The 16,684-nt window shown below is 71.9% G+C and carries 12 protein-coding genes and 4 tRNA genes; 7 read left to right on the top strand and 9 right to left on the bottom strand.

The features are described from left to right. Window positions 1-163 precede the first annotated feature (163 nt). Entirely contained in the window at window positions 164-1,006 is an 843-nt protein-coding gene (locus V7E45_RS17080) for a hypothetical protein (protein WP_333775030.1), read from the top strand. 520 nt (window positions 1,007-1,526) lie between these two features. Continuing rightward, entirely contained in the window at window positions 1,527-1,733 is a 207-nt protein-coding gene (bldC, locus tag V7E45_RS17075) for a developmental transcriptional regulator BldC (protein ID WP_003949541.1), read from the top strand. 491 nt (window positions 1,734-2,224) lie between these two features. Here bldC and V7E45_RS17070 read toward each other — a convergent pair whose 3' ends face one another. From V7E45_RS17070 to V7E45_RS17035, 8 genes are all read right to left on the bottom strand, one after another. Further along, complete coding sequence (locus V7E45_RS17070; RefSeq protein ID WP_333775029.1) at window positions 2,225-2,479, bottom strand: DUF6274 family protein; 255 nt, start codon at window positions 2,477-2,479, stop codon at window positions 2,225-2,227. Window positions 2,480-2,625: 146 nt separating this feature from the next. After that, window positions 2,626-2,700: transfer RNA gene (locus tag V7E45_RS17065), tRNA-Asp, on the bottom strand. Between the two features lie 95 nt (window positions 2,701-2,795). Then, entirely contained in the window at window positions 2,796-6,752 is a 3,957-nt protein-coding gene (hrpA, locus tag V7E45_RS17060) for an ATP-dependent RNA helicase HrpA (protein ID WP_333775028.1), read from the bottom strand. A gap of 92 nt (window positions 6,753-6,844) precedes the next feature. After that, a complete protein-coding gene (locus V7E45_RS17055; protein ID WP_333775026.1) occupies window positions 6,845-7,165 on the bottom strand; it encodes a hypothetical protein in 321 nt (106 codons plus the stop codon). A 129-nt stretch (window positions 7,166-7,294) separates the two neighbouring features. Beyond that, window positions 7,295-7,368, bottom strand: a tRNA-Phe gene (locus V7E45_RS17050). A 24-nt stretch (window positions 7,369-7,392) separates the two neighbouring features. Beyond that, window positions 7,393-7,467, bottom strand: a tRNA-Asp gene (locus V7E45_RS17045). A gap of 36 nt (window positions 7,468-7,503) precedes the next feature. Beyond that, a tRNA-Glu gene (locus V7E45_RS17040) sits at window positions 7,504-7,576 on the bottom strand. 80 nt (window positions 7,577-7,656) lie between these two features. Further along, the gene (locus tag V7E45_RS17035) at window positions 7,657-9,213 is read right to left on the bottom strand and encodes a metallophosphoesterase family protein (RefSeq protein WP_443056073.1); all 1,557 of its coding nucleotides are present in this window, start codon (window positions 9,211-9,213) and stop codon (window positions 7,657-7,659) included. A gap of 83 nt (window positions 9,214-9,296) precedes the next feature. On the opposite strand from V7E45_RS17035, the gene V7E45_RS17030 reads away from it, so the two are divergent. The 3 genes from V7E45_RS17030 (at window position 9,297) to V7E45_RS17020 (ending at window position 12,674) form a co-directional block, all read left to right on the top strand. After that, window positions 9,297-9,647: a metallopeptidase family protein gene (locus tag V7E45_RS17030; protein ID WP_333775024.1), complete on the top strand. Its 351-nt coding sequence runs from the start codon at window positions 9,297-9,299 to the stop codon at window positions 9,645-9,647. 96 nt (window positions 9,648-9,743) lie between these two features. Further along, a complete protein-coding gene (locus V7E45_RS17025) occupies window positions 9,744-10,262 on the top strand; it encodes a hypothetical protein (RefSeq protein WP_333775023.1) in 519 nt (172 codons plus the stop codon). A 216-nt stretch (window positions 10,263-10,478) separates the two neighbouring features. Beyond that, complete coding sequence (locus V7E45_RS17020; RefSeq protein ID WP_333775022.1) at window positions 10,479-12,674, top strand: DEAD/DEAH box helicase; 2,196 nt, start codon at window positions 10,479-10,481, stop codon at window positions 12,672-12,674. A 78-nt stretch (window positions 12,675-12,752) separates the two neighbouring features. Here the strand turns inward: V7E45_RS17020 and V7E45_RS17015 are convergent, their stop codons facing one another. After that, the gene (locus V7E45_RS17015; protein WP_333775021.1) at window positions 12,753-14,678 is read right to left on the bottom strand and encodes a helix-turn-helix domain-containing protein; all 1,926 of its coding nucleotides are present in this window, start codon (window positions 14,676-14,678) and stop codon (window positions 12,753-12,755) included. A 422-nt stretch (window positions 14,679-15,100) separates the two neighbouring features. Between V7E45_RS17015 and V7E45_RS17010 the strand changes: the two genes are divergently transcribed. Together V7E45_RS17010 and V7E45_RS17005 are read left to right on the top strand one after the other, a co-directional pair. Then, entirely contained in the window at window positions 15,101-15,712 is a 612-nt protein-coding gene (locus tag V7E45_RS17010) for a methyltransferase domain-containing protein (protein WP_333775020.1), read from the top strand. Between the two features lie 161 nt (window positions 15,713-15,873). Further along, window positions 15,874-16,684, top strand: an 811-nt coding sequence (locus V7E45_RS17005; protein ID WP_333775019.1) for a transketolase, incomplete at its 3' end; no start/stop codon positions are given.

The raw sequence follows: 16,684 nt of genomic DNA, 5'->3' as shown, positions 1-16,684 counted from the left end.
CAGCGCCCGTGCGGGTGGCGGGTGCTGTGGCATGAGCGTAGAGCCTCGGCCCAGCAGCCATCCGCGCAGTGTTCAGGATCACTCTCCCGTGCCGTACTTGCACGCATGACCGTGGGACGATTTGCAGTGGTTTCGAGCCGGGTCCGATGGGGAGGGAGCAGGCGTGCCCAAGGTGTCCTCCGTGGTCGTGCCGTACGCCGCGTACCTGCGCGTGTACGAGCCGCTGGCCGCCTTCCCGGAGCCTGAGCGCACGCACTGGGCGCGCTACGCCCGGCGTCCTGAGCGCCCCACCTACCAGGACGAACTGCGGCGCTCGCTGGCCGACTTGCTGCCCACGCCGCCGATCCCGGTGCCGGTGCACGAGAGCGGAGACGCGTTCGTGCTGGAGGCCGACGGGGTGGTCTGCGTCTGCCCGTGGCGGACCCGGCTGCGCGGCTGGCAGGCGCTGCAGGAGCTGCCCGAGGAGCTGCCCGGGCCCGTCCTGGAGGCGGTGCTGCCGGAGGTGGTCCGGCGCCAGGCGACCCAGGACCACGAGCGCTGGCTCGCCCGCAACCCGGACGCCCGCCCCTGGATCCGCACGGCGACCTGGCAGGTCCCGGTGAACTGGTTCGTCCTGGTGTCCGACGAGGAGCGTCGGTACGAGAAGGGGACCGCCGAGGTGCCCCCGATGCTGCGCTACCGCACCCCGATGGTCCAGGCCAGGCGCCGGGTGGCCCGGGCGCTGCGCACGCTGAAGGACGCCATGGAGGAGGGGCCGCTGATCGACGGCCTGGTGGACATCGGCCGCTGGCTGGAGGAGTTCCACCCGCGCTCGCTGGTGGAGCTGGACTACGGCGGCCTGGTGCACACGGTGCCCGCCGGCGACCTGGAGGGCGACCACTCGGCGGCGGACGTGGCCGAGGGCATCGAGGCGCTGCGCCGGGGCGACGGGGCGGCCGCGGGGGCGGCCTACGCGCGCCTGGTGGAGCGGTGGCGCGCGGTGCGGGACCGTCGCTCCGCGAACTGAGTGACGCACGTCACGGTCGAAATATCCTCGAACGACGTACCGTCTACGGAACTTAGACCACCTGACGGGATGTTGGTCCCGATCCGGGCTTTTGCCTCAAGGGTGATGGACGGCACTTACGCGGCCCTTGCGCCTCTTGCCGCCCCTCGTGCCAAAATAGGACAAGGAGCCCGGGGAGGGCTCCGTTCGCCCAACTATGCTCCAACAAAGGCGAAATCTCAGCATTGCACGCTTTGGGGGGTCTGGTGCCTCCTGATCGCCACTGTGACTGATCGTCACAGTGGCGTGACTGTCCGCTATGGCATGGTCCATCGGCTTCCGTCGCTGATGAACACCTGGGAGGGCAATTCCATCGGTTTGGCCGACGCGGCTGGACAGATGGTGTAGTTGTAGTGCCGAGGACAAGCCGTTCGTCCTATAACCGACTCGACTCGCGTCCGCCATTTCGGGCAACGCGGGTCAAGGTGCAGAATTTAGAGGAAAGAACCGAGAAGGTTCGGTTCTCCCGAGGAGGCCGCTCATGACCGCTCGCACCCCTGATGCCGAGCCGCTGCTGACCCCGGCTGAGGTCGCCACCATGTTCCGTGTCGACCCCAAGACGGTCACGCGGTGGGCGAAGGCCGGCAAGCTCACGTCCATCCGTACGCTCGGCGGGCACCGCCGCTACCGCGAGGCCGAAGTCCGCGCACTGCTCGCGGGCATCCCGCAGCAGCGCAGCGAGGCCTGAACAACTGAATACCGGGCAAACCGACTGGTCCCCCAACTGGTCGACGTGCCCGAAACCCTAGCTCCGAGCGACGCGGGACCTGCCCCAACAGGGCCCACGCCCAAGCCGAAGAGAACGTTGTAGGCAGCGACACAGGGTGCGTCGTAGATCGCGCTGGACTCCGCCGGGTCCAGCGCGATCTTTTTTGTGCGCTGCGCACGGGTGGACCGGCGTGGCTGTGAGCGGCCTTGTCGGAGTCTGGGGAGGGGTGTCGGAACCGCTGTGAAGGACCCCTCCGGTCGGTGCAATTGCACATATTAAATTGACCAGTTGTAGGAGGGTGGTAAGTACCGCCGTTTCAAAAACTCATGCGGTGACACCCGTCACACGGCTCAGCGCTTGTTGTCCTCGGTCCGGGTGCGGTAGTGGAACCGGTCGCTCCGCCGCACCGCACCACCGTGCCACGTATGCGCGGGGGTTGGGAGTCGGCGCTCCGTGCGGGGCGTGTGAAGTCACGCGCTGCGGGGGCTCTCCTCCTCCAGGCCCTCCAGGCCCTCCAAGGTCTCCAAGCCCTCCAGGTTCCCGTCGGCCGGGCCGTCCGCGTCGGCCTCGTCGGTCCCGTCCTGGGCCGGCGGGGCCGCGTCCATGGCCAGCCGGAGCAGGCGGTGGCAGATCGGGCAGTGGCGGGTGAGGTGCCCGTACGACGAGGCGGCCGACAGGTGTGCCCTCAGCAGCGCCCGCGTCTCGTGCCTGGCCGATGCCGCCATACGCCACCTCCAGGGGCCGCACAGGGAAACGGGGCCCTGGTCCCTGGGTACCGGCGGACGGTGGCGGCGTCAAGGGCGCCGGAGGGCGTCCGGGCCCTCGGCGGCAACAGCAGAAGGGCCCCCTCGCGGGGGCCCTTCTCTCTGTGCGGTCCTGACGGGATTTGAACCCGCGGCCTCCACCTTGACAGGGTGGCGAGCACTCCAAACTGCTCCACAGGACCAGGTTTCGCTTCGCTCCGCTACCGCGTTGCGCTGCGAAAAGAGACTGTACAGGAGGCGGGCCGCCTGGTCGAACTCACCCCCTGTGCGCGTGCGGTCACGGTGCGGCGGCGTCGATCGCCTTCACGATCCGCTTGTCGGAGACCGGGTACGCCGTGCCCAGCGCGTGGGCGAAGTAGCTGACCCGCAGCTCCTCGATCATCCAGCGGATGTCCAGGACCGCGGCGGGCACCGGCCGGCCCTGGGGCAGCTGCTCCAGCAGCCAGGCGTACTCGTCCTGCATCTCGTGGACCTTCTCCATGCGGGTGGTGTCCCGCTGGACGCCCGTCGGCATCTGCTGCAGGCGCCGGTCGGCGGCCACCAGATAGCGCATCAGGTCCGGCAGTCGCCGTATGCCCGCCCACGTCACGAAGCCGGGCTTCACCAGGGCGTCGAGCTGCTTGCGGACGTCCGTCAGGTTCGCCAGCAGCGTGGGGCTGCGCACGGCCTTCAGGCGGCGTTCACAGGCCTGCCAGGCCGCGAGGACCTGCTGCACCTGATCGACCGCGCGCACGGTCGTGTCCACGATGTCCGCGCGCACCTTGTCGTAGAGCTTGCGGTACGACTCCTCGTCCCACACCGGGCCGCCGAAGCCCTCGATCAGCCGGTCGGCCGCTGCCATGGCGCAGTCGTCGAACAGGGCCTGCACGGAGCCGTGCGGGTTCGCGGAGAGCGCCAGCTTCTGGGCGTTGGTCAGCTTTTCGGAAGCGAACTTCGCGGGGTTGACCGGGATGTTGCGCAGGATCAGCCGGCGGGTGCCCTTCCACATCGCCTCGGCCTGTTCCGCCTCGGTGTCGAAGAGACGGACCGACACGGTGTCGCCGTCGTCCACCAGCGCCGGGTACGCCTTCACCGGCTGTCCGGCCCGGCGCGTCTCGAAGACCGGGGTGAGCGTGCCGATCGTCCAGTCCGTCAGGCCGGTGCGCTCCAGGGACTCGCCGCCCGAGCGGGAGGCGGTCGCCGCCGCGGCCTGGGAGAGCGCCTGGCGGGCCTTCGGCTTCAGCCGCAGCCGCAGCGCCTCCAGGTCCTTGTCCTCGGCGAGTGTCCGGCGCCGCTCGTCGACGATCCGGAAGGTGATCTTCAGGTGGTCCGGCACCTTCGCCCAGTCGAAGTCGTCCGCCTCGAAGGGCACCCCGACCATCCGCTTCAGCTCGCGCGCCATCGTCACCGTCAGCGGTTCCTGCAGGGGCACCGCCCGTTCCAGGAACGCCTTCGCGTAGTTCGGCGCGGGCACGTAGTGGCGGCGGACCGGCTTGGGCAGGGAGCGGATCAGCTCCGTGACCACCTCCTCGCGCAGGCCCGGAATCTGCCAGTCGAAACCCTCGTCGGTGACCTGGTTGAGCACCTGGAGCGGGACGTGGACGGTCACGCCGTCCGCGTCCGCGCCGGGCTCGAACTGGTACGTCACCCGGAACGTGAGCTGTCCCTGCCGCCAGCTGTCCGGGTAGTCCGCCTTGGTGACCGCCCCGGCCGACTCCCGGACGAGCATCTCCCGCTCGAAGTCCAGGAAGTCCGGCTGCTCGTGCCGCTTCCGCTTCCACCAGGAGTCGAAGTGGGCGCCCGAGACGACGTGTTCGGGCACCCGCTGCTCGTAGAAGTCGAACAGCGTCTCGTCGTCCACGACGATGTCCCGGCGCCGCGCCCGGTGCTCCAGCTCCTCGACCTCGCTGAGGAGCCTGCGGTTGTCGGCGAAGAACTTGTGGTGCGTGCGCCAGTCGCCCTCGACCAGCGCGTTGCGGATGAACAGCTCGCGGGAGACCTCGGGGTCGATCCGGCCGTAGTTCACCTTCCGCTGCGCGACGATGGGGACGCCGTACAGCGTCACCTTCTCGTACGCCATCACGGCGGCCTGGTCCTTCTCCCAGTGCGGTTCGCTGTACGTCCGCTTCAGGAGGTGGCCGGCGAGCGGCTCGACCCACTCGGGCTCGATCTTCGCGTTGACCCGGGCCCACAGCCGGCTGGTCTCCACCAGCTCGGCCGACATCACGAACCTCGGCTGCTTGCGGAACAGCGCAGAACCGGGGAAGACCGCGAACTTGGCGTTGCGGGCGCCCAGGTACTCGTTCTTGTTGCCGTCCTTCACGTCCTTCATCCCGATGTGGGAGAGGAGGCCGGCCAGGAGGGAGACGTGCACCCGGTCGGCGGGTGCGTCCCCGCCCGCCGCGGGCTCCTCCAGGTGCATGCCCATCTGCTTGGCGACCGTGCGCAGCTGGGAGTAGATGTCCTGCCACTCGCGGATGCGCAGGAAGTTCAGGTACTCCTGCTTGCACATCCGCCGGAAGGAGCTGGAGCCCCGCTCCTTCTGCTGCTCGCGGACGTACCGCCACAGGTTCAGGTAGGCCAGGAAGTCGCTGGTCTCGTCCTTGAAGCGGGCGTGCTGCTGGTCCGCCTGGGCCTGCTTGTCGGCCGGCCGCTCGCGCGGGTCCTGGATGGACAGCGCGGCCGCGATGACCATCACCTCGCGGACGCAGCCGTTCTTGTCGGCCTCCAGCACCATGCGGGCCAGCCGCGGGTCGACGGGTAGCTGGGCCAGCTTGCGGCCGGTGTCCGTGAGGCGCTTGCGCGGGTCCTTCTGCGCCGGGTCGAGCGCGCCCAGCTCCTGCAGCAGCTGTACGCCGTCGCGGATGTTGCGGTGGTCCGGCGGATCGATGAAGGGGAACTTCTCGATGTCGCCGAGGCCGGCGGCGGTCATCTGGAGGATGACGGAGGCGAGGTTCGTCCGCAGGATCTCGGCGTCCGTGAACTCCGGCCGGGCGAGGAAGTCGTCCTCGCTGTACAGCCGGACGCAGATGCCGTCGGACGTCCGGCCGCAGCGGCCCTTGCGCTGGTTGGCGCTGGCCTGGGAGACCGGCTCGATGGGCAGCCGCTGCACCTTGGTGCGGTGGCTGTACCGGCTGATCCGGGCGAAGCCGGGGTCGATGACGTACTTGATGCCCGGGACGGTCAGCGAGGTCTCGGCGACGTTGGTCGCCAGAACGATCCTGCGCCCGGTGTGCTGCTGGAAGACCCGGTGCTGCTCGGCGTGCGACAACCGGGCGTACAGCGGCAGGATCTCCGTGAACCGGTATTGCTTCTTGGTGAGGGCGTCGGCCGTGTCGCGGATCTCCCGCTCACCGGAGAGGAAGACGAGGATGTCGCCCTTGCCCTCCGCCATCAGCTCCTCGACGGCGTCGGTGATCGCGGTGATCTGGTCGCGGTCGGCGTCGTCCGAGTCCTCTTCCAGCAGCGGGCGGTAGCGCACCTCCACCGGATACGTCCGCCCGCTCACCTCGACGATCGGGGCGTCCCCGAAGTGCCGCGAGAAACGCTCGGGGTCGATCGTCGCCGAGGTGATGACGACCTTGAGGTCCGGGCGCTTGGGCAGCAGCTGGGCCAGGTACCCGAGCAGGAAGTCGATGTTGAGGGACCGCTCGTGGGCCTCGTCGATGATGATCGTGTCGTAGGCGCGCAGCTCGCGGTCGGTCTGGATCTCGGCGAGCAGGATGCCGTCCGTCATCAGCTTGACGAAGGTGGCGTCCGGGTTCACCTGGTCGGTGAAGCGCACCTTCCAGCCGACGGCCTCGCCGAGCGGGGTGTCCAGCTCCTCGGCCACGCGCTCGGCGACGGTGCGCGCGGCGATCCGGCGGGGCTGGGTGTGCCCGATCATGCCCCGGACCCCGCGCCCGAGCTCGAGACAGATCTTCGGGATCTGCGTGGTCTTGCCGGAGCCGGTCTCACCGGCCACGATCACGACCTGGTGATCGCGGATGGCGGCCGCGATCTCGTCCTTCTTCTGGCTGACGGGCAGCTGCTCCGGGTAGCCGACGGCGGGCACACGGGAGCGCCGCGCCTCCATGCGGGCCTCGGCCTTGGCGACCTCGGCCTCGATCTCGGCGAGGACGGTGGCGCGGGCCTCCGGCTTACGGATCTTGCGCGCGCCCTCGAGCCGCCGGCCGAGCCGGTGCGCTTCGCGCAGCGACAACTCGGTCAGACGGGTGGCGAGGGTGCCGAGGGCGGGGGCTGGGTGCGTAGACATACGCGTCCCAGGATCTCACCTCGGGGAAATCACTGGCGAACCATTTGCCGCGCGGCCGTGACGTGGCCGTTCCGCCGGGGGCCCGCTTGGCCCTACGGGGCGCGCTGGGCGGGCGGCGCCGAGGGGGCCGGTTCCTTGTACCGCCCGGCCGCCCCCTCCCCGAGGGCGATCGAGCGCGCGGTGTTGGAAACGGCCTTGATGCCCAGGTAGGCGGTGGTCATGCCGCTCACCGCGGTGAAGGCGGCGGTCAGCACGCCGACGATCACGGCCTTGTCGCCGCCGAGCCGCCACACGCCGAAGATCGCGACCGCGGCGATGGCGAGATTGCTGATGACGACCGCCATCAGCCCGTACCGCGCCCGGTACTTCTCCAGGTCGATGTCCCCGGCGGCCCTGGTCCGGTCCTGGCCCATGCGCTTCCCCGTCCCCCGATAGAACACGCTTGATCCGCCCGAACGTAGCGCCGCCCGCCCCGGCTGCCAAGCGGCCGCCCCGCCCGCACGACGAAGGCCCCGTCCACAGGGACGGGGCCTTCGAGGTTGTGGCTGGGGCCGGGGTCGAACCGGCGACCTATCGCTTTTCAGGCGATCGCTCGTACCAACTGAGCTACCCAGCCACGAGGCTTCCGGGGAAACCTCAGCGGTCCTGACGGGATTTGAACCCGCGGCCTCCACCTTGACAGGGTGGCGAGCACTCCAAACTGCTCCACAGGACCAAGCTTGTGTGCAACAGTGTCGCACACGATCTTGCGTGCCCCCAACGGGATTCGAACCCGTGCTACCGCCTTGAAAGGGCGGCGTCCTAGGCCGCTAGACGATGAGGGCTATCGGCCCGCCTGCGCGCTTCTCAGCGCGTCGGGGACGTGAGAAGCATATGGGATGGCGGGGAGGATCGCCAAAACGGTTTACGGGGACGCCTTCGACGAGGGCGAGGAGGTCGCCGGGGCGGGGGTGGCGCCGGGCAGGTTCTCCTCCGGCAGGTGGCGGCTGACCTCCGCCGTCGTCAGGCCCAGACCACCGAGCTGGATCGCGTCCCAGGCCTGGAGGCGGCGGGTGTCGCGGTCGAAGTAGAGGATCGAGGCCTCGATGGGCGCGGGGTACCCGCGCTCCACCGCGCGCAGGCCGCTGCCGCCGGTCGAGCCCTCCATGCGCAGCCGGGTGCCGTACTTCAGCACCTCGGTGTCCTCGTGGTGCAGGTGCCCGCACAGCACCAGGGGCACCTCGCCGTCCGTCTCCCGCGCGGCCACGGGCTCGTGGGCGATCGCCACGTCCACCGGTGCGCCGGCCGCCCGCTGGTCGCGCAGGGCCGAGGCCAGGCGGTCGCCCGCCAGCCGCTCGGCCGCGTCCCCGCCGGTGGCCTGGGAGCGGTCGGGGGTGAACTGGGGGTCGCCGATGCCCGCGAAGCGCAGGCCGCCGACCGTGCGCGCCCGGCCGTCGTCCAGGACGTGCACGTTCTTCATGCGCCGCAGGTAGCGCTGGGTGATCAGCGAGTCGTGGTTGCCGCGGACCCAGACGTACGGCGCGCCCAGGTCCGCGATCGGGTCCAGGAAGCCGTTCTCGGCCGCCGTGCCGTGGTCCATCGTGTCGCCCGAGTCGACGATCACGTCCACCTTGTACTGCCGCACCAGCGAGGCGATGATCTTCCAGCTCGCCGGGTTGAGGTGGATGTCGGAGACGTGCAGGACCCGCAGGGTGGAGGGGTCCGGCTGGTAGGCCGGGAGCGTGGAGGTGACGTCGTAGAGCTTGGTCACGTTCGTCACCAGGCGGGCCAGTTCCCTCTGGTACACGTCGAACTCGGTGACGATGCTGCGCGCGTTGCCGACCACGGACGGCGCGGAGGACAGCAGGCCGGAGAACCTGGGTTCGAGCACCGACTTGGGGTTCCAGGTGGCGTACGCGGTCGCGCCCGAGGCGGCGAGCAGGGCGAGGGCCAGGCCGCCGGCCGTGAGGGCGGGGCGCGGGCGGCGGTAGACGGCCAGGCCGAGGGCGCCCGCCCCGGTGACCACGGCGACCGAGGAGCGCACGGCCAGGTCGAGGGTGCCGTGCTCGACGTCCCGGGCCACTTCGTCCTGGAGCCCGGAGAGCCGTTCGGGGTGGTCGACGAGGGCCGCGGAGCGCAGCGGGTCGAGCTGGTCGACGTTGACGTCCAGGCGGACCGGGGCGACGTGGCTGTCCAGGGTCAGCGCGCCGAGCGGGGAGACGTTGATCTTCGTGCCGCCGGTGAGGGACGGGCGCAGCGCCATGGTCGTGTTCATGGGGCCGACGGGTGCCCGTACGTCGCCCACGACGAGCAGGCCCAGCCAGGCGCCCACGAGGACCACCGCGGCCAGGCCGAGGGCGTGCAGCCACGGCCGGGGGCGGTCCGCGAGTTCCAGGGCGGGCAGTGGGTGGTCGGATGGGCGGGTGCGACGGGAAGTCCGGTTCAGCATGCGGTCCAGGGCTGCGACGGGGACGCGGGCCATTGGGGCCGTATGCCCGGACACCGGTGCCGGTATGCGACGGCGACGCACTCTCGCTCCGCGCCCGCGTACCGGAGAATGACGGTGTGCTGGAGATGACGCGCGAGGAGTTCGAGGAACTGGTCGCCGAGGCGCTCGACCGGATCCCGCCGGAGCTGACGCGGCTGATGGACAACGTCGCGGTGTTCGTCGAGGACGAACCGTCCGCGGACGATCCCGAGCTGCTCGGGCTGTACGAGGGGACCCCGCTGACCGAGCGGGGCGAGTGGTACGCGGGGGTGCTGCCGGACCGGATCACCGTGTACCGGGGCCCGACGCTGCGGATGTGCGCGTCCCGGGCGGACGTGGTGGCCGAGGTCGAGGTCACCGTGGTGCACGAGATCGCCCACCACTTCGGGATCGACGACGCCCGGCTGCACGCGCTCGGGTACGGGTGACCGTTTCGGGGGCCGGTTCGAACGCGGCGCGTGTCCTCTTGCGGGCGACGGGAGTTGGGGAGGTTGACTCCCTTTCTTTCCGCGGAGGTGGCCGCCGTGCGCCCCTTGTACGTACCCGTCCGTCTGGCCGTCGTGATGCTGGCCGTCACGACCGCCGCCGGCTGTGTGAGCGTGGGTGACGACGCGGGCCGGGCCAGGCCCGCGCACTCGGCGGGGCAGCGCGGCGGTGAGGCGCCGGACGATGGTCCGGGAGGCGGCGGCGGGGGCCCCGGGTACGACGGCCGGGCCGCCGACGGCAAGCACGGGCACCGCGGCAAGGCGAAGCGGGGCGAGTCGGCGTCGGTGTCGGCCACGCCGTCCGGCGCGGACAGCGCGTCCGCGGCGCCGCCGAAGCCGGGCCGGCCGGGAGGCAGCGCGGCCCCCGGGGATCCGGCGCCGACCAAGGACCAGCCGACGCCCCCGGCGACCTCCGCTCCGCCGGAGCCCCCGGCGACCACCCCGCCGGCGCCTCCCACCGACCAGCCGTCGGCCGAGCCGTCGGCCTCGGCGCACGAGGACCCGGAGCCGCAGCTGGTGCAGCGGGAGCCGGCGCCGCGGGCGGGGGTGCCGGTGTAGGGAGTGACGAGGGTCTCCATGGAGCGGTTTGCCTTCGGGGGGCAGGGGTGCGTATGGTGGTAGATCGTTTGATCCCATTTGCCCGGCGCCACTGCAGAGCGCGCCGTGTGGCGCGTACTCTCCTTTGCCGTGGCGGACCGCATTGAGGCGGTCGTAGAGCGAATCACGGAGTTGACGGGCGCGTGCCGAAGAGACTCCGGAAGGTTTCGCATTCGCATGTCCGTGTCCAGTTTTGATCACATCGTCGTGTCCGAGAACGAGAACGAGCTCGACGACGTGACCACCGAGGTCATCGAGACCACTGACACCCCCCAGACCACCGACACCCCTGAGATCACCTTCGCCGACCTCGGGCTCCCCGAGGGCGTCGTGCGCAAGCTCGCGCAGAACGGTGTGACCACCCCCTTCCCGATCCAGGCCGCGACCATCCCGGACGCCCTGCTCGGCAAGGACATCCTCGGCCGTGGCCGCACCGGCTCCGGCAAGACCCTCTCCTTCGGTCTGCCCACCCTGGCCACGCTGGCCGGCGGCCGCACCCAGAAGCACAAGCCCCGCGCCGTCATCCTGACCCCGACGCGCGAGCTGGCCATGCAGGTGGCCGACGCCCTCCAGCCGTACGGCGACGTCCTCGGCCTGAAGATGAAGGTCGTCTGCGGCGGTACGTCGATGGGCAACCAGATCTACGCCCTGGAGCGCGGCGTCGACGTCCTCGTCGCCACCCCGGGCCGGCTGCGCGACATCATCAACCGCGGCGCCTGTTCCCTGGAGGACGTGCAGATCGCCGTCCTCGACGAGGCCGACCAGATGTCCGACCTGGGCTTCCTGCCCGAGGTCACCGAGCTGCTCGACCAGGTCCCGGCCGGCGGCCAGCGCATGCTGTTCTCGGCCACCATGGAGAACGAGATCTCCACGCTGGTCAAGCGCTACCTGAACAGCCCGGTCACCCACGAGGTCGACAGCGCCCAGGGCAACGTCACGACGATGTCCCACCACATCCTCATCGTGAAGCCCAAGGACAAGGCCCCGGTCACCGCCGCGATCGCCTCCCGCAAGGGCCGCACGATCATCTTCGTCCGCACCCAGCTGGGCGCCGACCGGATCGCCGAGCAGCTGCGTGACGCCGGTGTGAAGGCCGACGCGCTGCACGGCGGCATGACCCAGGGCGCCCGCACCCGGACGCTGGCCGACTTCAAGGACGGTTACGTCAACGCGCTCGTCGCCACCGACGTCGCCGCGCGCGGCATCCACGTCGACGGCATCGACCTGGTGCTGAACGTCGACCCGGCCGGCGACCACAAGGACTACCTGCACCGCGCGGGCCGCACCGCGCGTGCCGGCCGCACCGGTACGGTCGTCTCGCTGTCCCTGCCGCACCAGCGGCGCCAGATCTTCCGCCTGATGGAGGACGCGGGCGTCGACGCCGCGCGCCACATCATCCAGGGCGGTGCGGCCTTCGACCCGGAGGTCGCCGACATCACCGGTGCCCGGTCCATGACCGAGGTCCAGGCCGAGTCAGCGGGCAACGCCGCCCAGCAGGCCGAGCGCGAGGTCGCCGACCTCACCAAGCAGCTGGAGCGGGCCCAGCGCCGCGCCGCCGAGCTGCGCGACGAGGCCGACCGGCTGGTCGCCCGGGTCGCCCGCGAGCGCGGCGAGGACCCGGAGACCGCGGTGGCCGAGGCCCAGGCGGCCGCGGCCCAGGCCGTGACCGAGCCGGCCGTGGCCGAGGCGCCGGCCCAGCGCGAGACCGAGCGCGACGAGCGCCCGGCGGCTTCGGCGCCGTACGAGCGCCGGGAGCGCCGCTCCTTCGACCGCGACCGCGGTGACCGTGGTTTCGAGCGTCGTGACGACCGTGGTGACCGCGGTGGTGACCGTGGTGGGCGTTCCTTCGAGCGCCGCGACGAGCGCCGTCCGTTCGACCGCGACCGCGGTGACCGGGGTTTCGAGCGTCGTGACGACCGTGGTGACCGCGGTGGTGACCGTGGTGGGCGTTCCTTCGAGCGCCGCGACGAGCGCCGTCCGTTCGACCGCGACCGCGGCGACCGGGGTTTCGAGCGCCGTGACGACCGCGGTGGCCGTGGCTTCGAGCGTCGCGACGACCGGGGTGGCCGTGGTTTCGAGCGTCGCGACGACCGGGGTGACCGGGGCGGCGACCGTGGTGGTGACCGTGGCGGCCGCTCCTTCGAGCGCCGCGACGAGCGGGGCGGCTTCCGCCGCGACGACCGCGGTGGCCACCGGGGCAGCGACCGTCCGTTCAACCGCGACCGTCGCGACGACCGTCCGGGTTTCCGCTCCGCCGGTCACGACCGCCCCTACGGCCGTCGTGACGACCACCGCGGCACCGGCACCGGCTCCGGCTCCTCCGGCTCCTTCGGCCGCCGCGACGACAAGCCGCGCTGGAAGCGCAACGGCTGACACAGGGTGACCGGCTGACCGCCGGTCCCCGCGAACAACGGCTGCGGGCCCCGGATCTCTCCGGGGCCCGTAGCCGTTTCAGCGGGTGGAGAGCGGCGGGCGGATGGCGTGCCGGGTGCGTTGCAACCGCAGCGCGAGCTGCACCTCGAGGGCGCGCATCGGCTCCTGCCAGGTGTCTCCGAGGAGTTCGGTGATCCGTTCCAGCCGCCGGGAGACGGTGTTGGGGTGGACGTGCAGGGCCTCGGCGGCCCGGCGCGGGCTGCCACCGGAGGCGAAGTACGCCTCCAGGGTGCGGACCAGCCCGGTGCAGTGCTGGTCGTCGTAGACGAGCACCGGGCCGATCGTGGTCTGCACGAAGGCCGTGATGTCGGGGCTGTCCGCCAGCAGCAGGCCGAGGAAGCCCAGTTCCTGCGCCGAGGCGCTGCCGCCGTCGGCGCCGAGCGCGGTGAGCGCCTCCAGGCACCGCCTGGCCTCCTGGTAGGTGCCGTGGACCAGGCCGGGGTGCGCGACCGGCCCGGCCGAACCGACCGTCACCCGGCGCCCGGTCACCGTGGACAGCTCGGCGGTGACCGCCCGCCCCGCGGCCCCCGAGTCGGTGCCCGGCACGAGCAGGACGAGGCAGTCGTCGACGATGGTCTGCAGGCCCGCCATGCGGTGGGCGTACGACGACGCCCAGACCAGCGCGCGGCCGCTCGCCCCGCCGTCCGGCCGGGCGATGAGCACGACGTGCGGGTCCTCCAGCGCGACGCCGAGCCGCCGGGCGTGCACCGCGAGCTGCTCGGGCGCGCGCGGCGAGTCGACGATCAGGTCCTGGAGCAGCCGGCTGCGGCCCCCGTCGGGGGAGGTCTCGGCGCCGGCCTGCATGCGCAGCAGTACCGCGATGGACTGGGCCGTGGCGCGCAGCAGCCGCAGCTGGTGCTCGATGGCGGGGCCGCGCGGGGCCAGGATCAGCGTGCCGAGCACCTCGCGGCCGGCGACGGCCGGGCAGAGCCACAGGCCGTCACCGGAGCGGATGGGGGCGAGTTCGGTGTGGGCGTCCAGGGTCCGCTGGAACAGTTCCGCCTCGTCCACGCCGGGGAAGCCGTCGGTGACGGCCAGGGTCCGGCCGGTGGCGTCCCGCACCATCAGGGCGCCGCCCAGTTCGGCGGCGGCGCGGGCGGCCACCTCGCCGAGCCCGCGGCCGCTGAGCACCATGTCGATGAGCCGGGTGTGCACGCCGCTGACCAGGCGCTCGGCGGTGGAGGAGTCCAGCGCCCGGGACACGTCGAGTTCCAGTTCGCTCAGCTCGGACTGGGTCTGGGCGAGCAGCCGGGCCTTCTTGATGGCCAGGGAGGCCAGGTCGCCGAGCGAGGACATCAGGGTGATCTCGTCGGGCGTGAGGTGGCGGACCGAGCGGTCGGCGCCGTAGAGGGCGCCGAAGGTGTCGCCGCCCTCCTTCAGGGGCACCGCCATCAGGCCGTGCAACCCCTCGGCCGCGACCACGTCGTCGGTGGCCGCCGAGTGCGGGAAGCGGTCGTCACCGAGGTAGTCGGCGGTCCAGAAGGGGCCGGAGCGGTCGGCGGCCGCGTTGCCGACCCCGCCCTGGGCCGGGACCACGAAGCCCGGGGTCAGGGTGGAGGCGTGGCCGTCGGAGATGCGCACGTAGGAGCGGCCGTCGGCGGCGTCCCTGAGGGCGATCCACGACATGTCGAAGTTCAGCAGCAGCCGGGCCCGGCGGGTGATCACCTGGAGCAGCGCGTCCACGTCGTACGGGAGGGTCAGTTCCCGTGCGGTGTCCACGAGCGCGGCGAGGGCGGCCTCGCGCTGCTGTCGGCGGGCGAACAGGCCGTGGATGTCGCGGGCGAGGGTGCGGGCGCGGTCGAGGAGGGCCAGGGACTCCGCCGGCACGGGTTCGCCGGAGCCGGCGCCCGGGGGTGGTTCGAAGCGGTCGGGTGGAGCCTCGCTCGCGAGCAGTTCGAGAAGTCTGACCAGTTCGTCCTGCACGAAGTCGTCCGTGTGCCGCACCGACCTCACCCCCAGTTGGATCTGCGGCGCCTGCGGCGCGTGGCTCTGCCGAGCTTTCGTGAACCTAGATTGCGTGCACGACGGGCGTCAACGATGGCTGGAACCAGTAGCCTTGAGCCGACCTTTGGCCGGATCCGCACACCCGGGTCCGCCCCGAGGTGACCGGAGCACCGCCCGCCCCGTCCGCAGCGGTTACCGCTGCACATTCCTCCGTGCCGTCCGGTCACCCGACAATAAGCCCTGACAGCGCGTCGGGCAGGTCCGGTCGCGCGGTCGTGGGATGTCCGCCGGGGGGACGGGGAAACATGTCGGGAACGCAGAGTTATGTACGGTCGCTGGAGCGCAGTCGTCTGTCGCTGACACGCCCGGACAGGCCGGCCGAGTTCGATCTGATGGGCTTGCGCTGGGATCTTCTTGACGAAGTGTTTGCCCCGGTCTTCTCGCCGTCGACCGCCGTGGCGCTCGATCTGCTCGGGCTCGCGGACGCCGCGCCGGGTGACTGGTCGGGTTCGTTCCTGGAGATCGGCTGCGGGACCGGGGTCATCGCGGTACGGGGCGCGCTCGCCGGGTGCGAGCGGGTGGTGGCCGCCGACGTGAACCCCCGGGCGGTCGAGAACGCGGCGCTCAACGCCGTGCGGCACGGGGTGGCGGACCGGGTGCGGGCGGTGCGGAGCGATCTGTTCTCCGCACTTCAGCAGGAACGTTTCGACAAGGTCTTCTGGAGCTCCAACTACGTCCGCGCGCCCGAGGACTACACCTACCGGTGCATGCACGAACGCGCCTACGTGGACCCGGGCTACCGCGCCCACCGGCGGTACCTCGCCGAGGCGCCGCGGCTGCTCGCCCCGGGCGGCCGGGTCCTGCTGCACTTCAGCAGCCGCGGTGACCTGGACGAGCTGTACGGGATCGCCCGGGAGTACGGGCGGGAGCTGCGCGTGGTGCGGTCCGTGGAGCTGGTCGAGGGGGAGTACGGCGACGACGTCGTCGAACACCTGCTGCTGGAGGTTCTCGCGGGCGGCGGCGCCCACGACTGACCGGTGGGTGCCGGTCTCGGGGCGCCGCGGGTGGTGGCCCGGTCAGGGCCCCGGGGCGGCGGGCACGACCGGCCCGCCGCCGTTCGTCAGGCAGTTGGACGCGGGCACGCGGGGCGGTGAGGTCCGGCCGGCGGGGTCCGCAGACGGGGGAGCGTGGTGGCGTGGTGACCCATTCGTGGCGGGATGCCTTTCGCAGTGAGCTGACGGCGGTGGCCGGCGGGGACGGCCGGGTCGTCTGCCTGGAGACGCTGCCCCGCGCCAAGGACCATCCGTTCGAGGCGGCCCATCCGGACCGCTTCTTCTCGCTGCCCAACGTGGGTTCGGTGCTGACGCAGATGGCGACGGGGCTGGGCGCGGCCGGGTTCAGGCCGTTCGTGGTGCTCACGGCGGGCGCAGGGGAGGGCCGGCCGGTGGCGCCGCCGGTGTGGTGGCGGGACTGCCTGGAGGCGGGCGCGACGGTGGTGGTGCCGCCCGAGGCCTTCCCGGACGGCTACGACGAGGTGCGGCGGATGCCCGGGGTGCCGCTCGCGGTGCCGTGCGGCGAGGCGGAGATCCGGGCGGTGGTGCGGCAGGCCGCCCGGTCCCGGCGGCCGCACTGCCTGGTGCTCGGCGAGGGGCCGGGGACGGTCCGGGCCGCCTACGGGGAGGGCGAAGTGCCGCTGGTGTCCTGGGAGCTGACCGGCACGGCGGCCGGCGACACCCGGCTGATCTCCGTGGGCGGGGCCGGTACGCGGCTGGCCCTGGCGGCGCGGGCGGCGGCGCCCGGGCTCGGCCATGCCCACCTGGTGTACGTGGACGAGGCCCGGCTGTCGGCGGCGGCCGGGGAGATCGCGGGGCGGCCGGGGAAGCTGGTGGTGATCGCGGCGCCGCGGCTGCTCGACCCCGTCCTGCGGGCGATGCGGGCGCGGATGCCGGACCGGTCGGTGCTCGGGGTGCCGGCGTGCGCGGGGCGCGCGGACGTGGCGCAGGTGC

The organism is Streptomyces sp. IBSBF 3136, assembly GCF_036815105.1.
GTDB lineage: Bacteria > Actinomycetota > Actinomycetes > Streptomycetales > Streptomycetaceae > Streptomyces.
The sequence above is the reverse complement of the archived record's forward strand: the minus strand, read 5'-3'. Positions and strand labels throughout refer to the sequence as shown.